At 58.6% G+C, this 19,452-nt stretch carries 20 protein-coding genes; 1 reads left to right on the top strand and 19 read right to left on the bottom strand.

All coding sequences use genetic code 11. The features are described 5' to 3' along the window. Positions 1–88 precede the first annotated feature (88 nt). The 19 genes from AC0ZWN_RS22595 to AC0ZWN_RS22685 all read right to left on the bottom strand — a co-directional run bounded on the left by AC0ZWN_RS22595 (position 89) and on the right by AC0ZWN_RS22685 (position 16,618). Positions 89–1,117 carry a phage late control D family protein gene (locus AC0ZWN_RS22595; RefSeq protein WP_476336589.1) on the bottom strand — a complete coding sequence of 343 codons (1,029 nt, stop codon included), beginning with the start codon at positions 1,115–1,117 and terminating at the stop codon, positions 89–91. 9 nt (positions 1,118–1,126) lie between these two features. Then, on the bottom strand, positions 1,127–1,339 hold the full coding sequence (locus AC0ZWN_RS22600; RefSeq protein WP_414926602.1) for a tail protein X: 213 nt from the start codon (positions 1,337–1,339) through the stop codon (positions 1,127–1,129). Continuing rightward, on the bottom strand, positions 1,332–1,715 hold the full coding sequence (locus tag AC0ZWN_RS22605; protein ID WP_110720157.1) for a phage tail protein: 384 nt from the start codon (positions 1,713–1,715) through the stop codon (positions 1,332–1,334). Before AC0ZWN_RS22605 ends, AC0ZWN_RS22600 begins: the two co-directional genes overlap by 8 nt. Beyond that, positions 1,715–3,931: a phage tail tape measure protein gene (locus AC0ZWN_RS22610; protein ID WP_476336590.1), complete on the bottom strand. Its 2,217-nt coding sequence runs from the start codon at positions 3,929–3,931 to the stop codon at positions 1,715–1,717. Before AC0ZWN_RS22610 ends, AC0ZWN_RS22605 begins: the two co-directional genes overlap by 1 nt. A 129-nt stretch (positions 3,932–4,060) precedes the next feature. Next, the gene (locus tag AC0ZWN_RS22615; RefSeq protein WP_476336591.1) at positions 4,061–4,642 is read right to left on the bottom strand and encodes a phage tail assembly protein; all 582 of its coding nucleotides are present in this window, start codon (positions 4,640–4,642) and stop codon (positions 4,061–4,063) included. A 168-nt stretch (positions 4,643–4,810) separates the two neighbouring features. Beyond that, positions 4,811–5,317, bottom strand: coding sequence for a phage major tail tube protein (locus tag AC0ZWN_RS22620; RefSeq protein ID WP_016985055.1), 507 nt, complete (start codon positions 5,315–5,317; stop codon positions 4,811–4,813). Then, entirely contained in the window at positions 5,317–6,483 is a 1,167-nt protein-coding gene (locus AC0ZWN_RS22625) for a phage tail sheath protein (protein ID WP_476336592.1), read from the bottom strand. The genes AC0ZWN_RS22620 and AC0ZWN_RS22625 overlap by 1 nt, the downstream gene beginning before the upstream one ends. 2 nt (positions 6,484–6,485) lie before the next feature. Further along, a complete protein-coding gene (locus AC0ZWN_RS22630) occupies positions 6,486–6,671 on the bottom strand; it encodes a hypothetical protein (protein WP_427118840.1) in 186 nt (61 codons plus the stop codon). Positions 6,672–6,773: 102 nt separating this feature from the next. Continuing rightward, positions 6,774–7,202, bottom strand: a complete 429-nt coding sequence (locus AC0ZWN_RS22635; protein ID WP_476336593.1) for a tail fiber assembly protein — start codon at positions 7,200–7,202, stop codon at positions 6,774–6,776. Between the two features lies 1 nt (position 7,203). Further along, a complete protein-coding gene (locus AC0ZWN_RS22640) occupies positions 7,204–9,600 on the bottom strand; it encodes a phage tail-collar fiber domain-containing protein (protein ID WP_476336594.1) in 2,397 nt (798 codons plus the stop codon). Beyond that, on the bottom strand, positions 9,601–10,236 hold the full coding sequence (locus AC0ZWN_RS22645; RefSeq protein WP_476336595.1) for a phage tail protein I: 636 nt from the start codon (positions 10,234–10,236) through the stop codon (positions 9,601–9,603). It abuts the gene before it with no gap. Beyond that, entirely contained in the window at positions 10,233–11,228 is a 996-nt protein-coding gene (locus tag AC0ZWN_RS22650) for a baseplate J/gp47 family protein (RefSeq protein WP_476336596.1), read from the bottom strand. The genes AC0ZWN_RS22645 and AC0ZWN_RS22650 overlap by 4 nt, the downstream gene beginning before the upstream one ends. Beyond that, on the bottom strand, positions 11,225–11,557 hold the full coding sequence (locus tag AC0ZWN_RS22655; RefSeq protein ID WP_095188860.1) for a phage baseplate protein: 333 nt from the start codon (positions 11,555–11,557) through the stop codon (positions 11,225–11,227). The genes AC0ZWN_RS22650 and AC0ZWN_RS22655 overlap by 4 nt, the downstream gene beginning before the upstream one ends. A 15-nt stretch (positions 11,558–11,572) precedes the next feature. Further along, complete coding sequence (locus AC0ZWN_RS22660; RefSeq protein ID WP_476336597.1) at positions 11,573–12,181, bottom strand: phage baseplate assembly protein V; 609 nt, start codon at positions 12,179–12,181, stop codon at positions 11,573–11,575. Between the two features lie 3 nt (positions 12,182–12,184). After that, positions 12,185–12,697 carry a hypothetical protein gene (locus tag AC0ZWN_RS22665; RefSeq protein WP_476336598.1) on the bottom strand — a complete coding sequence of 171 codons (513 nt, stop codon included), beginning with the start codon at positions 12,695–12,697 and terminating at the stop codon, positions 12,185–12,187. Between the two features lie 70 nt (positions 12,698–12,767). Further along, the gene (locus AC0ZWN_RS22670) at positions 12,768–13,106 is read right to left on the bottom strand and encodes a phage holin family protein (RefSeq protein ID WP_236427604.1); all 339 of its coding nucleotides are present in this window, start codon (positions 13,104–13,106) and stop codon (positions 12,768–12,770) included. Between the two features lie 143 nt (positions 13,107–13,249). Next, positions 13,250–13,672, bottom strand: a complete 423-nt coding sequence (locus AC0ZWN_RS22675) for a tail fiber assembly protein (protein ID WP_476336599.1) — start codon at positions 13,670–13,672, stop codon at positions 13,250–13,252. A gap of 676 nt (positions 13,673–14,348) precedes the next feature. After that, the gene (locus AC0ZWN_RS22680; RefSeq protein ID WP_160769306.1) at positions 14,349–15,773 is read right to left on the bottom strand and encodes an IS1182 family transposase; all 1,425 of its coding nucleotides are present in this window, start codon (positions 15,771–15,773) and stop codon (positions 14,349–14,351) included. A gap of 110 nt (positions 15,774–15,883) precedes the next feature. Next, positions 15,884–16,618 carry an XRE family transcriptional regulator gene (locus tag AC0ZWN_RS22685; protein WP_476336600.1) on the bottom strand — a complete coding sequence of 245 codons (735 nt, stop codon included), beginning with the start codon at positions 16,616–16,618 and terminating at the stop codon, positions 15,884–15,886. Positions 16,619–16,829: 211 nt separating this feature from the next. On the opposite strand from AC0ZWN_RS22685, the gene mutS reads away from it, so the two are divergent. Next, positions 16,830–19,412: a DNA mismatch repair protein MutS gene (gene mutS / locus AC0ZWN_RS22690; RefSeq protein WP_099758132.1), complete on the top strand. Its 2,583-nt coding sequence runs from the start codon at positions 16,830–16,832 to the stop codon at positions 19,410–19,412. Positions 19,413–19,452 lie beyond the last annotated feature (40 nt).

The following is a 19,452-nucleotide window of genomic DNA, read 5'->3' on the forward strand; positions in this document are numbered from 1 at the left end:
GCTCGCGATAGCGGTGTGTCAGGCGCGTTGATTTTGAATGTGGCACCGCTATCGCGAGCAGGCTCACTCCTACAGGGTGGCTCGTGGGTCAGTCTTTGGACTCGGCTTTGGGGTCGAGGCACGACGCATCGATCAGGCAGCGATAGCTGTTCTCTCGATTGCCACTGGCGGTGACCCTGTCGATCGACCAGCGTCCGCGCATGAAGTCCGGCCAGGTGTCATCGAGCAGCACCAGGCCTTCGGCCGCCAACCGTGGATCGCCGGGGCAGGTGATCTTCACCTTGAACTTTTGCCGGAGCATCTTGCGCACTTCACCCTCGCCGACGGCGATGGCATCCGCTTCGTTGGGTTGCTTCTGGCGGATGGTCTTGAACGGCGCAAGCCCGGTTTCGACCCAGCGCAACACGCCTGTCGCCGCATCGACAAAACAGGTCTTGCAGCCTTTGGCCTGCTCGCGGGCGGATTCTTCCAGAGTGGCGCTGATAAAGGCATGATCGCCGGGGCGGTTGTTGCGGGTCACCGACAAGGTCACATCCGCCAGCGTCTGCCCCGACAACGATTTGGTCTGGCCGGACCGCGCCAGCACGTAAATCTGATCGTACGGTTTGGCGACCACGTTGTACTTCATCGCCAATCGAGTCAGAAAGCCCATGTCGGTTTCGTTGGTCTGATCAATGTGCTCGATACGGATCAACGACACATCGGGAGCCACCCGCGGTGAAAAGCCGTGTCGCAATACCAGCTCGCGAAACAGCGCACCTAAAGTGGTCGGCCCGTGACTCTCCGTGCGGCGCTGCTTGAAGCCGGTCTCGTCATCCTTGCTGAATGGCGCTGCAGTAGCGACCAGGGTCAGACGGAACGGGAACAGCGTCGGCGTCAGGCGAGTGACTTTGAATTGGCCTTTGTCGACCATGCCCGATTCCAGGTAACCGACTTTCAGGCCGATTCGACCACCGAGACTCGGCAAACCGTCGAGACCTTCAAGGTCCACCGTCAATGTCAGTTGGTCCGACTCGATGCCCGCGGCATCGATATGTTCCCAACTGATCAGACGCTGATTGAGCAGGGCCGCATGGGCGCCGTAGATTTCTACCGCCGGGGTAAAACCCAGTGTCATGCGACCTCCTTAATCCCAGGCTGTGAGCGGTTTGATTGCGGCGGTTTTTGTATCGAGTTCCGGCAGTACCACCCAGACACCTGCGGACAGGACCGGGCCATGCTCGGCGAGGGTCGGATTAAGTTTCCACAGCGCTTCTTCAGCCACATCATCGCTGCGCCCGGTTTCGCGATAGAGCAGCAGATTCACCGAATCACCGGCCACGCTTCGTACCTTACGCATTGTTGAACTCCGCCAATTCGATGACCCAATCGACCACCATCGCCGTACCGTCATCGATGATCTGGGTCTGGGTTTCCTGAACGTTGTTGATCCGCCACAAGCCCCAATTGCGACCGATGCCGTCAATCAATGGCAGCGGTATGCGCAGTGCCTGTAAGGCGCGCAATTCATCCAGCCGATCCATGGCCACGGCGTACATCGACTTGCCGGTGATGGTCAGGGTTTCCGACTTCTGGCCGGTCTGACTGGATTTGGGTTTGCTGGTGAGAATCTGTATTTCTGTCCAGCCGCCATCGGACTTGCGCAACAGCGAGTGGTACGCAAATTGGCGCGAGAGGCCGAAAATGAAACTGCCCAATGCCATTTGTTGTTTCATCAGGCGACTCCATCGGTCAGGGCTGCGTCACGGCGGGTGGCGAGAGGGTTGTTGGTCAACAGCGGCAGGAACTGGCCGTGGAATTGCCCACTCAGTTGCTGCCCGATGATTGTGCGGATTTGTTCAGCCGTGTCCGGAGCCGGACAGGTGACCTGGATCAAGGGCGAGAAGGTGACTTGCTGGTTTTGGCTTTGGGAGGGAGCGTTGACCAGATTTTTCGCGACATCTCCCGGCGCAGAGAGTTTGTCGGCGGGCGGGCTGGCGAGTTTTTCCCCCAGGTATGATCCCGCTAATCCACCCAGGACTCCCCCGATGGCTGTACCGACAACGGGAAGAAAAAGCGAGCCGACGGCCGCGCCAATGGCTGTACCCGCTAACTCACCTGTTGCCGCTCCCACGGCTTTGTCATCGCCCTCACGCCAGCCTTTCAGGCCTTTGTAGGCGGCGTGTGCAATCATCAATGGCGCAGCGACTTTACCCACAATAGGCGCAGCTCGAGACAGCATAGGCATAACCTTGGCGCCTGCGCTCCGCACTGCGGGCAAGACCTTGGCAGCCGTGCTTTTGATGGCAGGCATAACCTTGAGCGCTGCACCGCGTAAGCGATTGCCCAGGCTTTGGCGAGCAGTTTGAGTGCGCGGCGGAGCACTTTTCGCCGGGGTCTTGGCCCGTTTGCCTTGACCCGGCCTGCGTGCTGATCGTTTCTTTTTGCGACCGCCATTGTCGTCATCCTCACCGGCGATCATTTCGCCGATTTCAGACGGTAAACGCGCAGCCGCCAAGCGCAAAAGTCTTGTGGAAACCGCGTCGAGCACTGAGGACACACCGGTCTTCAGCGCGCCCGCTACGAACGGAGTGGCAGCTACCCCAAGCAACGTCAGTGCAGCTGTGACGAACGGGAAGCTTTCGGCTGCGGCGCTCAGTCCATTTACCACCGCCGTGAGCGCGACGGCAAAGCCATCTGTCACCGGGGCCAATGAGTTGCCGACTGCCGTGGACAGCCTGTTCAGACTCGCATCCAGCGCATTCCAGCGTCCCTGCGATGTATTGCCATAAGCCTCAGCGGTTTGCGCCGCCGAACCTGCATCCTCACCGCGTTTGGATGTTGCATACAGGGATTTGTCAGAAACCAGTTTGAACGCAGTTTGAGCATCCTCAGGCTTCTTCAACAACTCAAGGATTGCATCATTGTTGCCAAACAGCGTTTTTGTCAGTGAAGCCTGTTTCTCTTCAGGTTGTTTCCTGAGTTCTTCCAGAACCAACTTAATCGTTTGGGGGGCATCTTCACTCATCCCACGTGCCAGCGACTCGGGGTTCAGCCCCATTTCGGCCCAGGCCGAGCGCTGCGCCGATGAGGCGGACTGACCTTTACCCAGAACCGTCGTGAAACTCTTCAGCGCCGCTGCGGCATCTGTCTTGTTAGCGCCACTGTTCAGAAATGCTGCCGCAAGTGCAGCCACTTGCTCGGGCGTCATCCCTGCAGCTTTGGCGCCCTCCCCGGCACTTTGAACGACGGAACCGATGTCAGCGGTTTTGACGTTCAGGCCGCTGTTGCCAAGGTAGCTGGTCGCGTCTGCCAGATCCTGGCTCTGCACCCGATCAAGCTTCAGAGCGGTGCGCCAGTCCGCCAACATCTCGCCAGCAGCCTTGACATCGATCTTGAAGGCCGAGGCATTGATGGCGGCATCACGAGAGAAGTCCTGTAATGCCTCCTTTTTCTGCTCGCCCTTCAGACCATCACTGATGCCGGACCGCAGCGCTGCGAGTTGCACTTGCAGCAAATCCGCGCCAGTAGACCCACTAGGGGCAACCCGTTTATCACTGGCGATTTCCAGGTTCGTTTCCGAGAGTGCCTGAAGCGATTCGTTGCTCAGGTGCAGCACCTGATTCAATTCAACCAGCGCCGTTTCGTTGGCCATTGCCGATTGAGTGATTTTCGGCGGCGGACGCTGCTCGATTTCGGCCTTGAGTTTGGACTTCGGCTCAGCGCTTGCAGCAGGGGCTGCTGCGCCGGCCTTGAACAACGACTGCTGGGTGACCAGTAGCTCCCGCAGCTTGATCTGCTCTTGGGTCAGCAAACGAATATCCACGCTTGCCAACGCTAGCGTCAGACTCAAATCCTGCAGCGGTTTACCGAGGTTGTCGGGCAGCGACAATCCGCCCGTTGTATTGCCGCTCTCACCGGCGTATGTGAGCGCATATCTGTTCTCTGCCATTGCCGCTCTACTCCTGTTTCACGCCAAGGCGAGTGATCGCTATGTCGTAGCGGCGCAACGCCTTTTCGGCGTCCCATTCGAGAATTTCCGCCTCACTTACCGGGTAAATGAGCGGGACGATATCGAGGATTACTTCGATATCGCGTTCCGAAAGTAGGCCGCCGGCTGGTTTAAAAAATCGTCGATGCGCACCTGCAATTGCGTCCAGTCCGGGACGGTCATCAGGGCCAGATCGGGGATCATCAGGCCGGTGCAATGGGCGGTGATGAACTCGGCGCGTTCCTTGGCCGTTTTCAGTTTCTTCATCACTTTGGTCGCGCGCAGCGCAGGCATTTCCAGCGACAGCGAGGTCACGGTGCGGCCGCTCACTGCGAGCGGTTGCAGCAATTGCACTTGGTCGGGATCGTCGGACTTTTGCGCGTCTTCGACCTGGTCGAGAAAGTACGACGCAGGGCGTGTCGACATCTCGTGCACGTACTGGGCGATGCTCACGTAGTCCGGGCGCTTGAGCTGGTCGAGTTCCTTGACCGACAGGCCGGTGGCGAGCAGCGCCAGTTCGAAGAACTGATCGTCTTCATCATCGCCGGCACGTTCCAGCGCATCTTTTTGCGCGGCGTAGAACAGCGGTTTGAGCTGGATCGTTTCGATCTGCGAACCGTCATCGCCGGTAATTGGCGACAGCAGGTCATGCTGGGGTGGCATCCACGACATGTATGAATTCCTTGGTGATTCTTGGGGGTTACTAAATTTCTGCCAGTCACACTGGCCCACTGTGGGAGCGAGCCTGCTCGCGAAAGCGGTCGTTCAGTCACATTGATGTTGAATGTGCCAAAGGCTTCGCGAGCAGGCTCGCTCCCACAGGTTTTGCGGTGTAACGGGTTACGGCATCAACACCGCACGCCGGGCATCACCGAGGATGTCGACGCCGTTAAGCACGAACTTCTGGGTGCGTACGTCGATGTCGATCACCGGCACACCGTTTTCCAGGCGGTTGTAGGTGCGGCAGGACAGCTCCAGATTGGTCTTGGGTTTTTCACCCATTTTCACTGCGGTTTCTTCGAGGGATTTCAGCTTGCCGCCGACGGTGTGATAGGTGAACCAGGTGTTGCCATCCTGATCCTGACCGGCTTCACGCACGTTCAGCAGGATGTCGTCGCCCAGCTTCACACCCAGTGCCAGCATGACTTCGGCGCCGAGACCTTGCAGGGTAAGCTTGGCGTTGAGCGCTTTGCCGCCCTTGGCCATTTCCTCGACGATAAAGCGGCCGCCACGCATCTCTTCCACATCGAATTCGATCTTCGGCGGGGTGAATTCTTCAACGGTTGCCGACAACGGCAGGCCTTGCAGGGTGGCCGCGATGGCCTGTCTTACGCGGTTGGTAAACATTAGAGAACGTCCTCCAGGAACTGCTCGATGATTTCATCGCGGGCGTTGAGTTGATAAACCATGTGTTCGTTCGGCGCGTAGCGGCCGTAGTCGATAACCACGTACCAGGTGCCGTTCTTGTACTTCTCGACGCTGTTGAGTTCCGGGTGCAGATAAACGCTGCCGCCGGGAATGGTTTCGTCGGCGACCAGGGTTTGCAGCCAGTCGTTGATGCGCTTGACCTCTTGATCCATGAAGGATTTGGTGAGGTTCTTGGCCATGGCTTTCTGGCCGGCTTTGACCAGCTTGCGGCTGATCGCATCTTCGAGGCCGACGTAGCTGATGAACTTGCCGGTGATCGAGCGGTTACCCAGCAGCGAGAAGCCGCCGAGCACGGTGCGGGCGTAGTAGCTGACGCCGTAGCGGTTGAGCAGATCGCCTTCGGTGGAGGTATCGAGGATGTTGTATTCAACGACCCGCGAAACGTCTTCGGCGTAGGTCAGCTGGTTGCCCGGGCTTTCCCACTGCTTGACCTTGGCCAGCGCGGCAATCGCCAGGCTGGAAGGCGACAGGAAGACGTTTTTCTTCGCCGCTTTCGAGTACACGGCCGGCATGTTGTGCACCACCAGGCAACGGTCGAAACCGAGGTCGGCGCCGCCGAGTTCCTGGCTGTACAGCACTTGATCGGCGACCGAAGCGTCCTTGCCGTCCAGCACCACACGGGCCTTGATGCGCTTGCCGAACGAAGCGAACTCGCTGGCCACCGCTTTGGTGCCGGTGAAGCCCGGCGCACCGATGATGGTCAGGTCTTCCGGAACACTGCCCAGCGCGGCCAGACCAAGCTTGCGGCCAGTCAGTGGATCAACGCCGCCGATCACATTGTTAACGGTGTCGGCCGGAGTCGCGCCCGCTTCGACGATCACCACGTACACCGGCACCTTGACCACTTTGAGGATCTGGTAGACCGCGTGGTATAGGGTGCCCTCTTCCGCACCGGTCGGATCGAGCAGCGCGTGGGTGGTGAAGCTGTTGATGCGGAACGGGGCGTTACGCGGAATCAGCAGATCGGCTTTCGGCGCAGTGCCGACCAGACCGATCACGTTGTCACCCAGGCCACCCATGGCCTCGGGGGATTCGGTGGCATTGACGGTAATGCCGTTGTGCTCGAAGTTCAGAACCTCAGCCATAGTCAGTCAGCCTTCTTGGCAGCGGCCTTTTTGGCCTGGGTGGAGGGGGTTTTCAGTTCCAGTCGACCGGCGCTGTGCAGGGCACTGGCTTCGACGTCGAGCAGATCAAGGTCTTGGCCGATGCTCGACCAATGCCCACCGCCGGTGGGGAATGGGACGAGCACGGTGTAGGTTTGGCGGGTTGCCATTTTTCGTTTCTCCATAAACGGGAAAGCCCCTCTTGGGGAGGGGCTTGGCGGGTGTTGAATGCTTTTTAAGCGGGCAAGAAAACGCCCCGGAGTGCGGGGCGTTTATTCGGGCTGTTCGACGATCCAAGCAGGTTCGACGGGACGCGCTCCTGCTGACGGAAACTCTGAAGATTGTGGCCAGTCGCGCAGGTTGCGAATGTAAGTCAGCAACTCGTTGAACTGTTCAGCTGTCAGGGTTGGTAACTGATTCAGATCGAGTTGGTCACGGTGACGTTCACGCAGCCACAGGATCGCGTTGATCTGCTCGTCTCGCCAACCGCGCTCTTGCTCTGCTCTCTCGAATGACGTTAGAGCGGGCGGATCAACCAGGATTGGTAGCCCCTCATCGTCATGACCGCAAACCTTGCCCAACGGCCGGTTAGCAAAAACTTCCAGATAACGTTCCTCCGTCATCGGAATCACGTCACCGGGCATAGTGCTATGCAGGCTGTCCAGATAGGTGCCGCCAGTTGTCTTGCTGTAATAACGCATATCATGCACCTATCGCGAAGTAACGGAAGTTCGTTGTTGCGACGTTACCGTAAGCGGTAAATGCCGCTAGAGATATGGCCGTAGCCCCAAGCGAATGGGCTCCACTGCCCGCATCCGTGGCCACCATCTGATAGACCTGCGATCGAAACGCAGTCGGGTAGTTGAAGGTTTCCGTTGTTCCCTGCATGTAGGCCTGCCCCCACTGCAACATGAGACCGCCCAGCCACGACGGGAACACAATGTACCCATTAGGAGCGATGCTCACCTCAAAGCCAAGACGGAGCTTTTTGGGCGTGACAAAAACACTGTCATCTGAGCCCGCATTCACCTGATTTTGGGTGGCTACTTTTGCCGTGCCTTGTTTGATTTCAGTCGCTTGTTGAGCCAGAACGGACAACGCGGCGATATCAACGCTTCCTTGATTGACCGGCGCATTCCAAGCTTTGATGCACCACATCACTGCCAGGTTTCGCGGGCGCGCCACACCATAGTGCGCCTGAGTATAAAGGGAGGTTCCTGGGACATTCACTCCGCTTGCCGTGTAAGTACCGACTCCGGAATAGTCAGCCATCACCGGAATATCCCAGCCCAGACCAGTTCGATTAGCACTGATCCCATTGAGCCCATGAACTTCAGCACCATTGTCATCGTTACCGTGGAGCAGTGAGCCTTTCTGATAGCTGCCAACTGCGCGACCTCCATCTACTCCTCGGCCATGATCCCAACCACGCAAAAACTCGCCACGCGATTCCGGCAAGCGGAAGTTACCCGCACCCTCATTACCCTTGTTGTAAGTGGTGCCGAGATAAGCTGCGAGATCCGGATAAGTCGCAATGCTCTGAACACTGCCATCCAGCTCCAGATAACCGGGAGCGACAATGCCGGTAGGGAATGCCAGAACTGCACCCACCGGAACGGCAGATTTGAGCCGTTCGACTTCCTTGGCCAGCGCGGCGACATCGATGGTTCCCTGATTGACCGGGGCGTTCCAGGCTTTGATGCACCACATGACGGCGATGTTGCGAGGTCGTGCCTCCGCGCCACCAGAACTATTGAAGCCAGCCGCGAAATTGGTCATTACGGCCGTATTGCCGTTGTCTACCACTACGGCACTCGGATTACTGCCGGTCGCATTGGCGAATGCCTGCATGCGGGTGACGGTATGAGCATGCGCCTTGTTGTCGTCGGCCTGCCAGCTGCCGAGACCACGTCCGGCGTCTACTCCGCGCCCATGATCCCAGCCACGCAAAAACTCCCCGCGCGCCTCCGGTAAACGGAAGTTGCCAACGCCCTCATCACCCTTGTTGAACTTGCTACCTAGATAAACGCTCAAGTCCGGATAAGTCGCGCTGCTCTTGACGCTGTTATCCAGCTCCAGAAAGCCCGGCGGTGGTGCATCAACCGGGAACGCGACAATCGAACCTACCGGCAACGCCGAAGCCTTGGCGATCAGCGCTTCAACTTCGGCCTTGGTGTACGAATCCTTGATACCAAACCCAGCCAACGTTTCAGGATTGGCACCCGCCGTCGCACGACCATATTCATCAACCGTCAGACTTTTGTAAGTCCCGGCCGCAATCCCGGTGCGCCCGGCCAGCATCTTGAAGGTCAGTGCAGTAGTGCCCAAAGTGATAGGTACATTAGTCGTGAGATGCCAAAGCGAATCACCGTTCGCCGTACCCTCCTCCACCATCACCGTCAGGCCCGGCGTCACCTTGGCGCTGCTGTTGGCATCGGTCGCCCGTACCCAGTCGCCATTGGCAACAACCCACAGGCCGTTATCCTTGGCCAGCGTCTGGCTTGGCAGCAGCACGCGGTCGCCAGCAACCACTGCAACACCATCGATTTGCTGCGCACCGTTCAGCACCACGTTGGTGGTAGCCGCAACACGCACCGACTGCTTACCATCCAGCTTGCCGAGTTCTTCGGCGAGGTAACTCATGACCCAGGCACGCGTGGCTTTAACCACGGTGTCATCAATCAACAACGTCACCAGCGACGCATTACTCGTCTCGAAAATCGAGCGAATGTAGAACTCTTTCCCCGAACCCGACGTCGCCAGTACCGGTTTGAACGACTCCGGATATTTGACGATGGCGTAAAGAATCCCGGTATCAGTCCACAGCCCCGCCTCTCGCACATACCAGCCGCCAACATCCGGCGGAATGGTCACTTCGGCGAGCAGCCAGCTCGGGTTCTTCTCGTCCTGGAACAGCGCATTGAGCGGGCCGCGCCAGACTTCGCGTTTCAGCGCGGTGGCGGTCGCGGCCGGGTTGTAGACCGTGCCGCCGCCGTCACCGACGGAAATCTGCGTCAACTTGATCGGCGTGCCCGCGGCCTTGCACGCCGTTTCGTAGGCAATCCCTGCGTTGGTGAGCAGGGTGTAATAGTCAGCCATTCAGGCCCCCTGAGGATAAATAGTGGATGTTTCGACGGTGTACATGCCGGTAGCCATGAATGCCTCTCCCGAGGTTTCGAGCCCTTCGATGAACACCGGATAAACCGTGGTCAGTTCACCGCAGAACGTCGCGGCGGCGATGACGTGATTGCCGAAAGCGCTCAAGCCGACCGAGACCGTCAGCACATCCCGTTCGCTTTTGGCATCCGCCAGACGTCGGTCGAGACGGGCGTCGATTTCTTCGCTGTAGGGCTGGTCGCTAAAAGCTCGTACGGAAAAGCTGTACGGCGCACCGGGCGGTGTCTGTTCGTACCAGGCGCGGATCTCGGGTCTTAACTGCAAACCCTTGGCGGCATTTTCCAACGCCTTGCGAGTGCCGGCCTGGCGCGCGGTGGGCCAGGCCAGTTCAACGGTCAGGCGTTTTTCCGCTTCCGGTGCGGCGGTGCTCCATTCGGCGACACCACGATCCGCTGCCAGATAAGGCAGAAAGGCGACAGGCGTTTCGCTCGGGTTCATCAGTTCGGGAAACGGCGGCGCGATGCGATCAAGCAGTGCGCCGAAGCCCAGATCCAGACTTCGTTCGAGTGCCGAGCTGTTGGCCGGCAGCAGCGTCGGACGCTGAGTTGGCTCACTCATAGCGTCAGCACCTCAACTTCGACTGCGGTGCAGTACGGCGCTTGAAACGCCGTCGTCACGATCGGCGCCAGCGGTTCGAGAATCTGCAGTTGCACAGCGCCGGCGCTGTGCAGCGTGTAGTCGATCCAGCTTGGATCAACGCGGCCTTCAAGACGATGGCAACTGTCGGCGTAGGCCTGCAATTGCTGTTGCGCGGCGACTTTGGTCAGACCCGAATCCGGGCCGGAATTGATCTTGGCGACGACGCGGATCTTATAGCGCTGAATGTCAGCAGCCTTGACGGTAACGAGGTCCGTTTCAGGTCGCACATCCGGTCGAGCGAAGTGCTGACGAACGCCGTCAAGCAACGACACGGAAGGTGTGCCATCGCCGTCTCGGGACAGCACAGTGACCTGCACTTCGCCCGGCGCGGTGCGCCGACCATTGCCATCCTTGACCTGTGCAGCGAGGCCGTCCGGGTTGAAGGTGTAAGTGACATTCACCACACCCGCCTCAGTGGATTCGACCTGCACCGTCGGACGCTCGCCGAGCGTAAAGACTTCGCGGCGATACTGCATACGCGAGCCCGCCGCCGGAGCGTGTGGCGCCAGGTAATAACGCAAGCGGGCATCGTCGTCGCTTTCGTAAATCGCCGGCACTGGCGGGAATGCCGCCGGGTCGCCGGGATCAAGCAACTGCCGCTCCAGGCCCATGTCCGCTAGCCGCGCATCGAGGTTGCTCCCCGTCGCCCACCACGCCAGCATCTGTTTGATGCGGGCGTTGTATTTGCGTTCGTGGGTTTGCAGACGGATACAGAAAGCCTCAAGCGCCAGCGTCAGCAGTTCGCTTTCGTTTTCCAGGCTGTTTTTGAGTTTTGCGGCACTGTCCGGCGAACGCACACCGACATATTCGATGACGAAAGTCTTGAACTCGGCGAGCAGATCTTCGAAAGCCTCGACGGTAATCAGCGCGGGTTCGGCCAATTGGTTCTGGCCGGGGATCAACATGCTCATGTCACGACCTCGAAGGTTTGTTGACGGTTTTTCCAGGTGCCGGCGAAGCGCAGCAGTAGACCGGCGCCCTGACGGCTGGCGACGATCACTTGCGGCTGAAAATCGTCGATGCCGTTTTGCTTGTTGTAGAACGCCTGCGCGGCGTGGCTCTGGGCCAACAGCAGAACGTCGTCACCGAGGTTCTGCCCCAGCAGCGAGGGGATCAGCGATCCGTACAACGGGCGTTTTTGTCGGGTGCCCAGCGGCGTGGTCAGGGCCCGGGTCGCGCGCTGCACAAATTGCAGCCAGTCGTCGACCGTGGCCCCGCTGTCTCTATCGATTCCGATCATGTGGAGGCTCTTGAATCAGGGGCTGATGACACGGCCCTGGTGATCGACCAATGGACCGCTGAAGTGCACGCCAGAGGCGTCGATGGTCAGGCCGACGGCCCCCAGTTGCAGGGTAATCAGTTGTGGCGTCATCGCCAGTCGTGCCGGGCCGATGCTCAGTTCCAGCGACTCGCGAGAACCGCTGAAAGCCGCTGGGCCGTTTTGCCAGTGGAGGGTGTGCGTGGCATCGTCGTAGCCGCTTTCGCTGCCGTCGACATGAACCCGTCGCGTCAGCGTGGGGACAGTCGAAACGGGTGGAAAGCGATCACTGTTCAGGCCGAACAGGGCGACACTTTGTGCGCCACTTTCGCCGCTGCCGTAGTTGAACAGCAGACACTGCTCACCCACGGTCGGAATCCGCGACTCACTCTGTGCGCCGGCGCTGGGGTTGAAAAACTTGATCGCTGGCGTGAGCAAGCCACCGTGGCTGACCTGGCAGGTATTGCTCGCCGCATCGACTGTCTGGCAAATGCCGATGCGGCAGAAGCTTTCAGCGCGGCGGTGCAGGTCGTCGATTTCCGCTTCCATTTCGGCCAGGCGTTCGATGATCGGACCCAGTTGCATGCGCAATAACGCGTCGAACATCGGTCAGGCCTCTAGCGCGGTGTATTGGTCTGGATCGTCGATGTTGCTGACTTCCCAGGTACGGGCGAATTTCGGTGTGCCCAGCGGGTCATCGAGCAGGGGCTGGCCAAGGTAAAGGGTCTGATTGAACGTCAGGGTCCAGGCCTTGAATTGCTCGCCGAACAATGACGGCAAGCCATCGATGTTGGTCGGCAAATCACATTGATCACCGGGCAAGTTCCAGCGGTTATCAGTGATCAGGTTTTTCAACACGGCAATCAGATCGCACGCTGCAAACGCGGTTGCAGAAAGCGCCGGGACGACTTGCAGCGACACCGTCATGACATGAGCGATGCGCCCGTCAGCGGCACGCCATCCTGATGCATTGCGGTCGAAGTTGATCAGCACCCAGGCCTGATCGCCTGGCGCCGTGAAATCGTCGCGACTGCCGACGCTGATATTGAGTTCGGCGGTGTTGCGCAGTGTCGTCGCGATGGCTGTGAACAGTTGCGACGGCTGCTGGATCGGTGTGGGCATACATGACCTCCTTTTCAATCGTCCACGCGCAGCCCTGCCGCCCAAAGGGCGGCACGAATCACATTCGAGGTTAAGGCTGGTCGCGGGGTGGGACTTCGCAGACGCCGATGCGCTTGGCGGCCCAGCGTTCATAGAGACCTATGGCCACATCGGCCCCGGCCATTGCAGTCAGGCAACCAAACGCGCCAGCGGCCCAGATCGACATGCCGGCGGCATACAGCAGCATGATTGCCGACACGCCGCAGATCATGCAGGCGCCGGAACGCAGGGCCAGGCGCCGCAGCAATGACCAGCCGCGTGCCCCCTCCTTGTCGGCGCGCCACATTTCGCCGGACACCCCGCCGACAACGGCAAGAAGGATGACCAGCCAGATCGGCATGTCCGCCAACGCTTGTTGCTCGCTTGTCATGTCACGCCTCCTGAGGGTGATTGATGAGTGATGTGTGTTGGGTTCAATCGTTTTCTCTTGAGGTAGGCATTCCAAAAAGCCCGGAGCTAGAGCCGGGCTTTTCAGTAATGCACTCCAGACTTGGTTACGGCGGATAGGCCGAATCAGAACGGAGCGACTGGCCAATTGATCGTCGGGAATGTGTTTTGCTCGTTAACTTCGCTGACGGCAACGAAGTACTGCTTATAGGCGATCAACGCCAACTCGTCCGCTGGAGTGGCGATGCCGAGGTCCGACTTGTATTGCAAAGGGTTAAACATCAGCCAGCGCTCGGCTGCATCAAAACGTTGTTGCATGCGACCAGTGGTGATCAGTTGTTGCTCGAGGGGAGTAGCCGCAACATATTCATCTCCAGCAGGGCCCCATGTGATTTTCATTCCCGACTGAGCAGTGTCGTTACCGGTGATGTCTCGCCATGCGGCATAGGGTTCATTTGCCGGCACAGCCGGCGCGTCTCCCTCAATGTCGACGACCTGAAGAATCACGGTGTAACCCATTACGGTGGTTGTAAGTGCGTAACGATTCATTCCAATTCCCTTTTTTGATGAGTTCTGAGCGAACGCTATGTCCTATGTCTGTCAGTACGGAGCGACAGGCCAGACCAGTTAATAAAGATTCATTTCGTCTTGCTGAGTTTGTTGTTAGCGATAAACAGCGCGATGAAATTAGGCAGGCATTCCAAAAAGCCCGGCACCAGTGCCGGGCTTTTCAGTAATGCGCTCCTTCGCCTTCCTTCAAATCCTGTGTTCAAGAAGGAAGCTGACTTTTCGGCGCTACTGGCGCGGTACGAGTCCATTCAGATTGTTTTTCCGACCGCGGTCCCTGCCCGCCGGATAACTGCTTCTGGTGCTTTACGCTGCACACCCGGGTCAGTTGCCAACCCTCTGAACCGTTGAGGCCGGTTCATCGCTGCCTGTTCTTGTGGAACTAAAGAGCTTTCTTGCCAGCCGCTTTGTCGAGCGGCTTGGCGACAAGAATATGCATGCATGCATATCCAGTCAATGCGCAAATGCATTTATTTATGCATTTGAAATGCGCAGATGCATGGAAGCCCCGCGGTTCAAGGGTTTGGCGGTTTCACAAAGGCGAAAAAAAACCCGCCAATGCAGGCTGTGTGAAAACGCACTGATGGTGGTTCCAGCAAACGCCCCGACTTGTTCGGGGCGTTTGCTTTTGTGCTCACAGCAGACGAAAAAAGGCGTTTCAGCCCATCAGCGCCATCATCTGGCGCACGCCCAACACGTTAATTGCTCTTTTCAGGTTGTAGGCGTTCACCGCCAAGGCCATTTCAGCTCTCGCACCTTCAAGCTGTCGCAGCAAGAATCGAGCGTTACCAAATAACCACTGTTTAAGGTTGCCGAAGGGATGTTCGACGATGGATCGTCGGCTGACCATCATTTCGGGATGCGCCTGCATTCGCTGCTCCATTCGCTCGAAAGCCTGTTCGTGCAGATGGCGCGAGATGTATCGGCGTTTGGCGTCGGTGCACTTCGCTTTAATCGTGCAGCTTGCGCAGTCGCTGACCTTCGCTTGGTAGATCCGGCCTTTATTGCTGATCTGCTTAAAGATCAGCCATTTTCCAGCAGGGCATTGATATCGATCTTGCGACGCATCGTAGGCAAATGCTGTTCGATCGAAAAATATCTGTTCCTTGCCGCAGGAGTTGAGTGATCGCGCCACAGGCACATAAGCCGTGATGTTCTCATCCTCACATGCCTGGAACTGCTTGCCATTGGAATAGCCCGCATCCGCGGTGACCGTCAGTTCATCCTGCGAAAGTTGTTCCTTGGCGGCCTTGGCCATCGGTTCAAGTTGCTTGCGATCATCGCTGTCCTGAGTCACTTCATGATGCACAATCATGCAGTTTTCAGCGTCCACGGCTGTCTGCACGTTGTACCCGACCCGAGGCCCTTTGTGCGTTCGCAGCATTCGCGCATCGCTTTCGTGGGTATTGAATTGCTCAAGCTCCATGGATTTCATCAGCGCCTGGCACGTCAAGTTGTTGGAATGCCTGACTTCAAGTTGCGCCAAAGTCGCCTTGATTGCATTGCGGTCAATCTTCTCGCCGGCTTCGGTTTTATCTGCCTCGTCCAGCTCTGCCAAATAGTGGGCGATGCGCTTCTCCAGCTTCTGCTCTTGATGTTGGAGCCGCTTCAAATTCATATGACGCCGTGAAGAGGCGACCGCCTGAAATTTGCTGCCATCAATGGCCACCAACTCGCCGGTTATCAGCCCCGCTGTGCGGCAAAACTGCACGAAGGCCCGGCACGTCGCGATAAAAGCGGCTTTGTTGTCTTTACGGAAATCGGCGATGGTCTTGAAATCAGGCTTGAGTCGATTGATCAGCCACATCACTTCGACGTTGCGCTGGCACTCGGCTTCGAGCCGTCGTGATGAGCGAATCCGCTGGAAATAGCCGTAGAGGTAGAGTTTGAGCTGATCCGCTGGATCGTAAGAGGGACGGCCGGTGCTTTTGGGAAGTGCTTTATCAAAGCCCAGTCGAGCCAGATCCAGCTTGGCGACGTAAAGATCGATAACGCGAACGAGGTGATCCTCGGGGATCAACTCTTCCAGCGAGACCGGAAACAGGCTGGTCTGGCTGCGGGACTGTCCCTGGATGTAGGCCATAACGAAAAATGCTCCGTATCTTTCGATACGGAGCATTTTCTTTGAGCGCTGCGCAGATTGCTAGGTTTTCACACAGTCTGAATGGGCGGGTTTGTCTTGGGAGGATCGGGTTAGCGGGCGTACATGCCCCACCAGAAGACGTGACCGAGGATGACGATCTGCTCTTCCTGGATTTCCTGGAAGCTGTAGTCCTCGTCCGGGTGTTCATCGCGATTGAAGCTGCGCAGACGAATGCCGGTCGGCAGGCGATAGAGTTGCTTCACACGCAATTGGCCGTTGTGATTGATCGCGTACAAGTCGCCATCAATGATGTCGCCGATGCCGCACTTGCCGGCGTTGACGCCGACGGTGGCACCATCACGCAACACCGGCAACATGCTGTTGCCGCGCACAGTCACGCATTTGGCCTGGTCAAACTGCACACCGTTATGACGCAGGCTGCGCTTGCCGAAGCGCAGGCTAGAGCGCTCGCTCTCTTCGATGACGAATCTTCCTGATCCAGCAGCCAATTCAACCTCGCGAAGGAACGGCACCGACACTTCGTCATCATCGACCGGCGTATCGTCGTCCCACAGCATTATGTCCTTGAGTTCCGCGTGCACGTCTTCACGCGCGGCACCGGCCGACGGCGCGACATCCGCGCGCCCGCGCAATTGATCGGTGCTCACGGCGAAGTATTCGGCGATCTTCGAGATGTGTTTATCCGAGGGATCGACGATCTTCCCGCTGAGAATCCGCGAGAGAGTGGATTGAGGCACGCCGGTGCGACGGTGGAGCTCCGTGGGGGAGATCCCGTGCTGGTCGAGCAGTGCTCTTAAGACGGAGGCTACGTTGCGTTTTTGCATAACGCGCATAGTGCTTGAAGTTATTCGCGAAGACAAATGCTGATTTGCATAAATCATGCATAAATACACTTTCCGATGAAGAAAGCCCTCACCCGGCCGCGATGCCTGCGTCCGACAGACTGCCCATGGTAACCTTGCGCCCATCGCGGAAAAGCCCGGCTTATGCCCTCGCTTTTGCCCTACATCTTTTAACGAGTTGCCTGACAATCCGATGAATAAAGCCGTCTCCGACCTGTCCTCCCACACCCCGATGATGCAGCAGTACTGGCGCCTGAAGAATCAGCACCCGGATCAGCTGATGTTCTACCGCATGGGCGACTTCTACGAGATCTTCTACGAAGACGCGAAGAAGGCGGCCAAGTTGCTCGACATCACCCTGACCGCGCGCGGACAGTCGGCGGGGCAGGCGATTCCGATGTGTGGGATTCCTTACCACGCGGCGGAAGGCTATCTGGCGAAGCTGGTGAAGCTTGGCGAGTCCGTGGTGATTTGTGAGCAGGTCGGCGATCCGGCCACCAGCAAAGGCCCGGTTGAGCGTCAGGTCGTACGGATCCTCACGCCGGGTACGGTCAGTGATGAAGCGCTGCTTGATGAACGCCGCGACAACCTGATTGCAGCCCTGCTGGGTGACGAACGTCTGTTCGGCCTTGCCGTGCTGGACATCACCAGCGGCAGTTTCAGCGTGTCGGAAATCAAAGGCTGGGAAAACCTGCTGGCGGAACTGGAGCGGATCAATCCGGTGGAGTTGCTGATCCCGGATGACTGGCCGAGGGATCTGCCAGCGGAAAAACGCCGTGGCGTCAGTCGTCGCGCGCCGTGGGATTTCGAGCGTGATTCAGCACTGAAAAGCCTTTGCCAGCAGTTCTCCACCCAAGACCTGAAGGGTTTTGGCTGCGAGAACCTGACCCTGGCCATCGGCGCTGCGGGTTGCCTGTTGGCCTACGCCAAGGAAACCCAGCGCACCGCCCTGCCCCACCTGCGCAGCCTGCGCCACGAACGTCTTGATGACACCGTGGTGCTGGACGGTGCAAGCCGTCGCAACCTCGAACTCGACACCAACCTGGCCGGTGGTCGCGACAACACCCTGCAATCGGTGGTTGATCGCTGCCAGACCGCCATGGGCAGTCGCCTGCTGACCCGCTGGCTGAATCGTCCGTTGCGCGATCTGACCGTACTGCTGGCGCGCCAGACCTCGATCACGTGCCTGCTCGATCGCTATCGTTTCGAAAAGCTGCAACCACAGCTCAAGGAAATCGGCGACATCGAGCGAATTCTCGCGCGGATCGGCCTGCGCAACGCACGTCCTCGTGACCTTGCTCGCTTGCGCGACGCCCTCGGTGCCCTGCCTGAACTGCAAGTGGCGATGACTGACCTGGAAGCACCGCACCTGCAGGGTCTGGCGACTATCACCAGCACCTACCCGGAACTGGCGGCACTGCTGGAAAAGGCCATCATCGACAATCCGCCGGCGGTGATCCGTGACGGCGGCGTGCTGAAAACCGGTTACGACAGCGAACTCGACGAGCTGCAATCGTTGAGCGAGAACGCCGGCCAGTTCCTCATCGATCTGGAAGCCCGCGAGAAAGCCCGAACTGGTCTGAGCCATCTGAAAGTCGGCTACAACCGCATTCACGGCTACTTCATCGAACTGCCGAGCAAGCAGGCTGAATCGGCGCCAGCGGATTACATCCGGCGCCAGACGCTGAAAGGCGCCGAACGCTTCATCACGCCTGAGCTGAAAGAGTTCGAAGACAAGGCCCTCTCTGCCAAGAGCCGTGCCTTGGCGCGCGAGAAGATGCTTTACGAAGCCCTGCTGGAAGACCTGATCAGCCAGTTGCCACCGCTGCAGGACACCGCCGGCGCGCTGGCCGAACTGGACGTGTTGAGCAACCTCGCCGAGCGTGCGCTGAATCTTGACCTGAACTGCCCGCGCTTCGTCAGCGAGCCGTGCATGCGCATCTCCCAGGGTCGTCACCCGGTGGTCGAGCAAGTGCTGACCACGCCGTTCGTGGCCAACGACCTGAGCCTGGATGACAACACCCGTATGCTGGTGATCACCGGCCCGAACATGGGTGGTAAATCCACCTACATGCGCCAAACCGCATTGATCGTGTTGCTCGCTCACATTGGCAGCTTCGTGCCCGCAGCCAGTTGCGAACTGTCGCTGGTCGACCGCATCTTCACTCGAATCGGTTCCAGCGATGACCTGGCCGGTGGCCGTTCGACCTTCATGGTTGAGATGAGCGAAACCGCCAACATCCTGCACAACGCAACCGAGCGCAGTCTGGTGCTGATGGACGAAGTCGGGCGCGGCACCAGCACCTTCGACGGTCTGTCGCTGGCATGGGCGGCGGCCGAGCGTTTGGCGCACCTGCGCGCGTATACGCTGTTTGCCACCCACTACTTCGAACTGACCGTGTTGCCGGAAGCCGAGCCACTGGTGGCCAACGTCCACCTCAATGCGACCGAGCATAACGAACGCATCGTCTTCCTGCACCACGTGCTGCCGGGACCTGCCAGCCAGAGCTACGGTCTGGCGGTGGCGCAACTGGCTGGTGTGCCAAGTGAAGTGATCGTGCGTGCCCGTGAGCACTTGAGCCGACTGGAAGAAACCGCTTTGCCGCATGAAGCGCCGAAACCTGCCGCCAAGGGCAAACCGGCGACGCCACAGCAAAGCGACATGTTCGCCAGCCTGCCGCACCCGGTGCTCGATGAGCTGGCTAAACTGGATCTGGATGACCTGACCCCGCGCCGAGCTCTCGAAATGCTCTATGCACTGAAGAACCGGATATAAGCACTGAAGAAGCGGATATAACGCAAACGGCTTCAAGCTG

The organism is Pseudomonas sp. 3B-A001-10F (genome assembly GCF_056313565.1).

Coding starts and splice junctions, on each gene's coding strand:
- AC0ZWN_RS22675 (WP_476336599.1), bottom strand. CDS start 13,672: ATGAATCGTTACGCACTTACAACCACCGTAATGGGTTACACCGTGATT.
- AC0ZWN_RS22665 (WP_476336598.1), bottom strand. CDS start 12,697: ATGCCCACACCGATCCAGCAGCCGTCGCAACTGTTCACAGCCATCGCG.
- AC0ZWN_RS22680 (WP_160769306.1), bottom strand. CDS start 15,773: ATGGCCTACATCCAGGGACAGTCCCGCAGCCAGACCAGCCTGTTTCCG.
- AC0ZWN_RS22620 (WP_016985055.1), bottom strand. CDS start 5,317: ATGTTTACCAACCGCGTAAGACAGGCCATCGCGGCCACCCTGCAAGGC.
- AC0ZWN_RS22660 (WP_476336597.1), bottom strand. CDS start 12,181: ATGTTCGACGCGTTATTGCGCATGCAACTGGGTCCGATCATCGAACGC.
- mutS (WP_099758132.1), top strand. CDS start 16,830: ATGAATAAAGCCGTCTCCGACCTGTCCTCCCACACCCCGATGATGCAG.
- AC0ZWN_RS22640 (WP_476336594.1), bottom strand. CDS start 9,600: ATGGCTGACTATTACACCCTGCTCACCAACGCAGGGATTGCCTACGAA.
- AC0ZWN_RS22685 (WP_476336600.1), bottom strand. CDS start 16,618: ATGCAAAAACGCAACGTAGCCTCCGTCTTAAGAGCACTGCTCGACCAG.
- AC0ZWN_RS22605 (WP_110720157.1), bottom strand. CDS start 1,715: ATGAAACAACAAATGGCATTGGGCAGTTTCATTTTCGGCCTCTCGCGC.
- AC0ZWN_RS22655 (WP_095188860.1), bottom strand. CDS start 11,557: ATGATCGGAATCGATAGAGACAGCGGGGCCACGGTCGACGACTGGCTG.
- AC0ZWN_RS22610 (WP_476336590.1), bottom strand. CDS start 3,931: ATGGCAGAGAACAGATATGCGCTCACATACGCCGGTGAGAGCGGCAAT.
- AC0ZWN_RS22595 (WP_476336589.1), bottom strand. CDS start 1,117: ATGACACTGGGTTTTACCCCGGCGGTAGAAATCTACGGCGCCCATGCG.
- AC0ZWN_RS22600 (WP_414926602.1), bottom strand. CDS start 1,339: ATGCGTAAGGTACGAAGCGTGGCCGGTGATTCGGTGAATCTGCTGCTC.
- AC0ZWN_RS22650 (WP_476336596.1), bottom strand. CDS start 11,228: ATGAGCATGTTGATCCCCGGCCAGAACCAATTGGCCGAACCCGCGCTG.
- AC0ZWN_RS22645 (WP_476336595.1), bottom strand. CDS start 10,236: ATGAGTGAGCCAACTCAGCGTCCGACGCTGCTGCCGGCCAACAGCTCG.
- AC0ZWN_RS22670 (WP_236427604.1), bottom strand. CDS start 13,106: ATGACAAGCGAGCAACAAGCGTTGGCGGACATGCCGATCTGGCTGGTC.
- AC0ZWN_RS22635 (WP_476336593.1), bottom strand. CDS start 7,202: ATGCGTTATTACAGCAAGACAACTGGCGGCACCTATCTGGACAGCCTG.
- AC0ZWN_RS22625 (WP_476336592.1), bottom strand. CDS start 6,483: ATGGCTGAGGTTCTGAACTTCGAGCACAACGGCATTACCGTCAATGCC.
- AC0ZWN_RS22630 (WP_427118840.1), bottom strand. CDS start 6,671: ATGGCAACCCGCCAAACCTACACCGTGCTCGTCCCATTCCCCACCGGC.
- AC0ZWN_RS22615 (WP_476336591.1), bottom strand. CDS start 4,642: ATGTCGTGGATGCCACCCCAGCATGACCTGCTGTCGCCAATTACCGGC.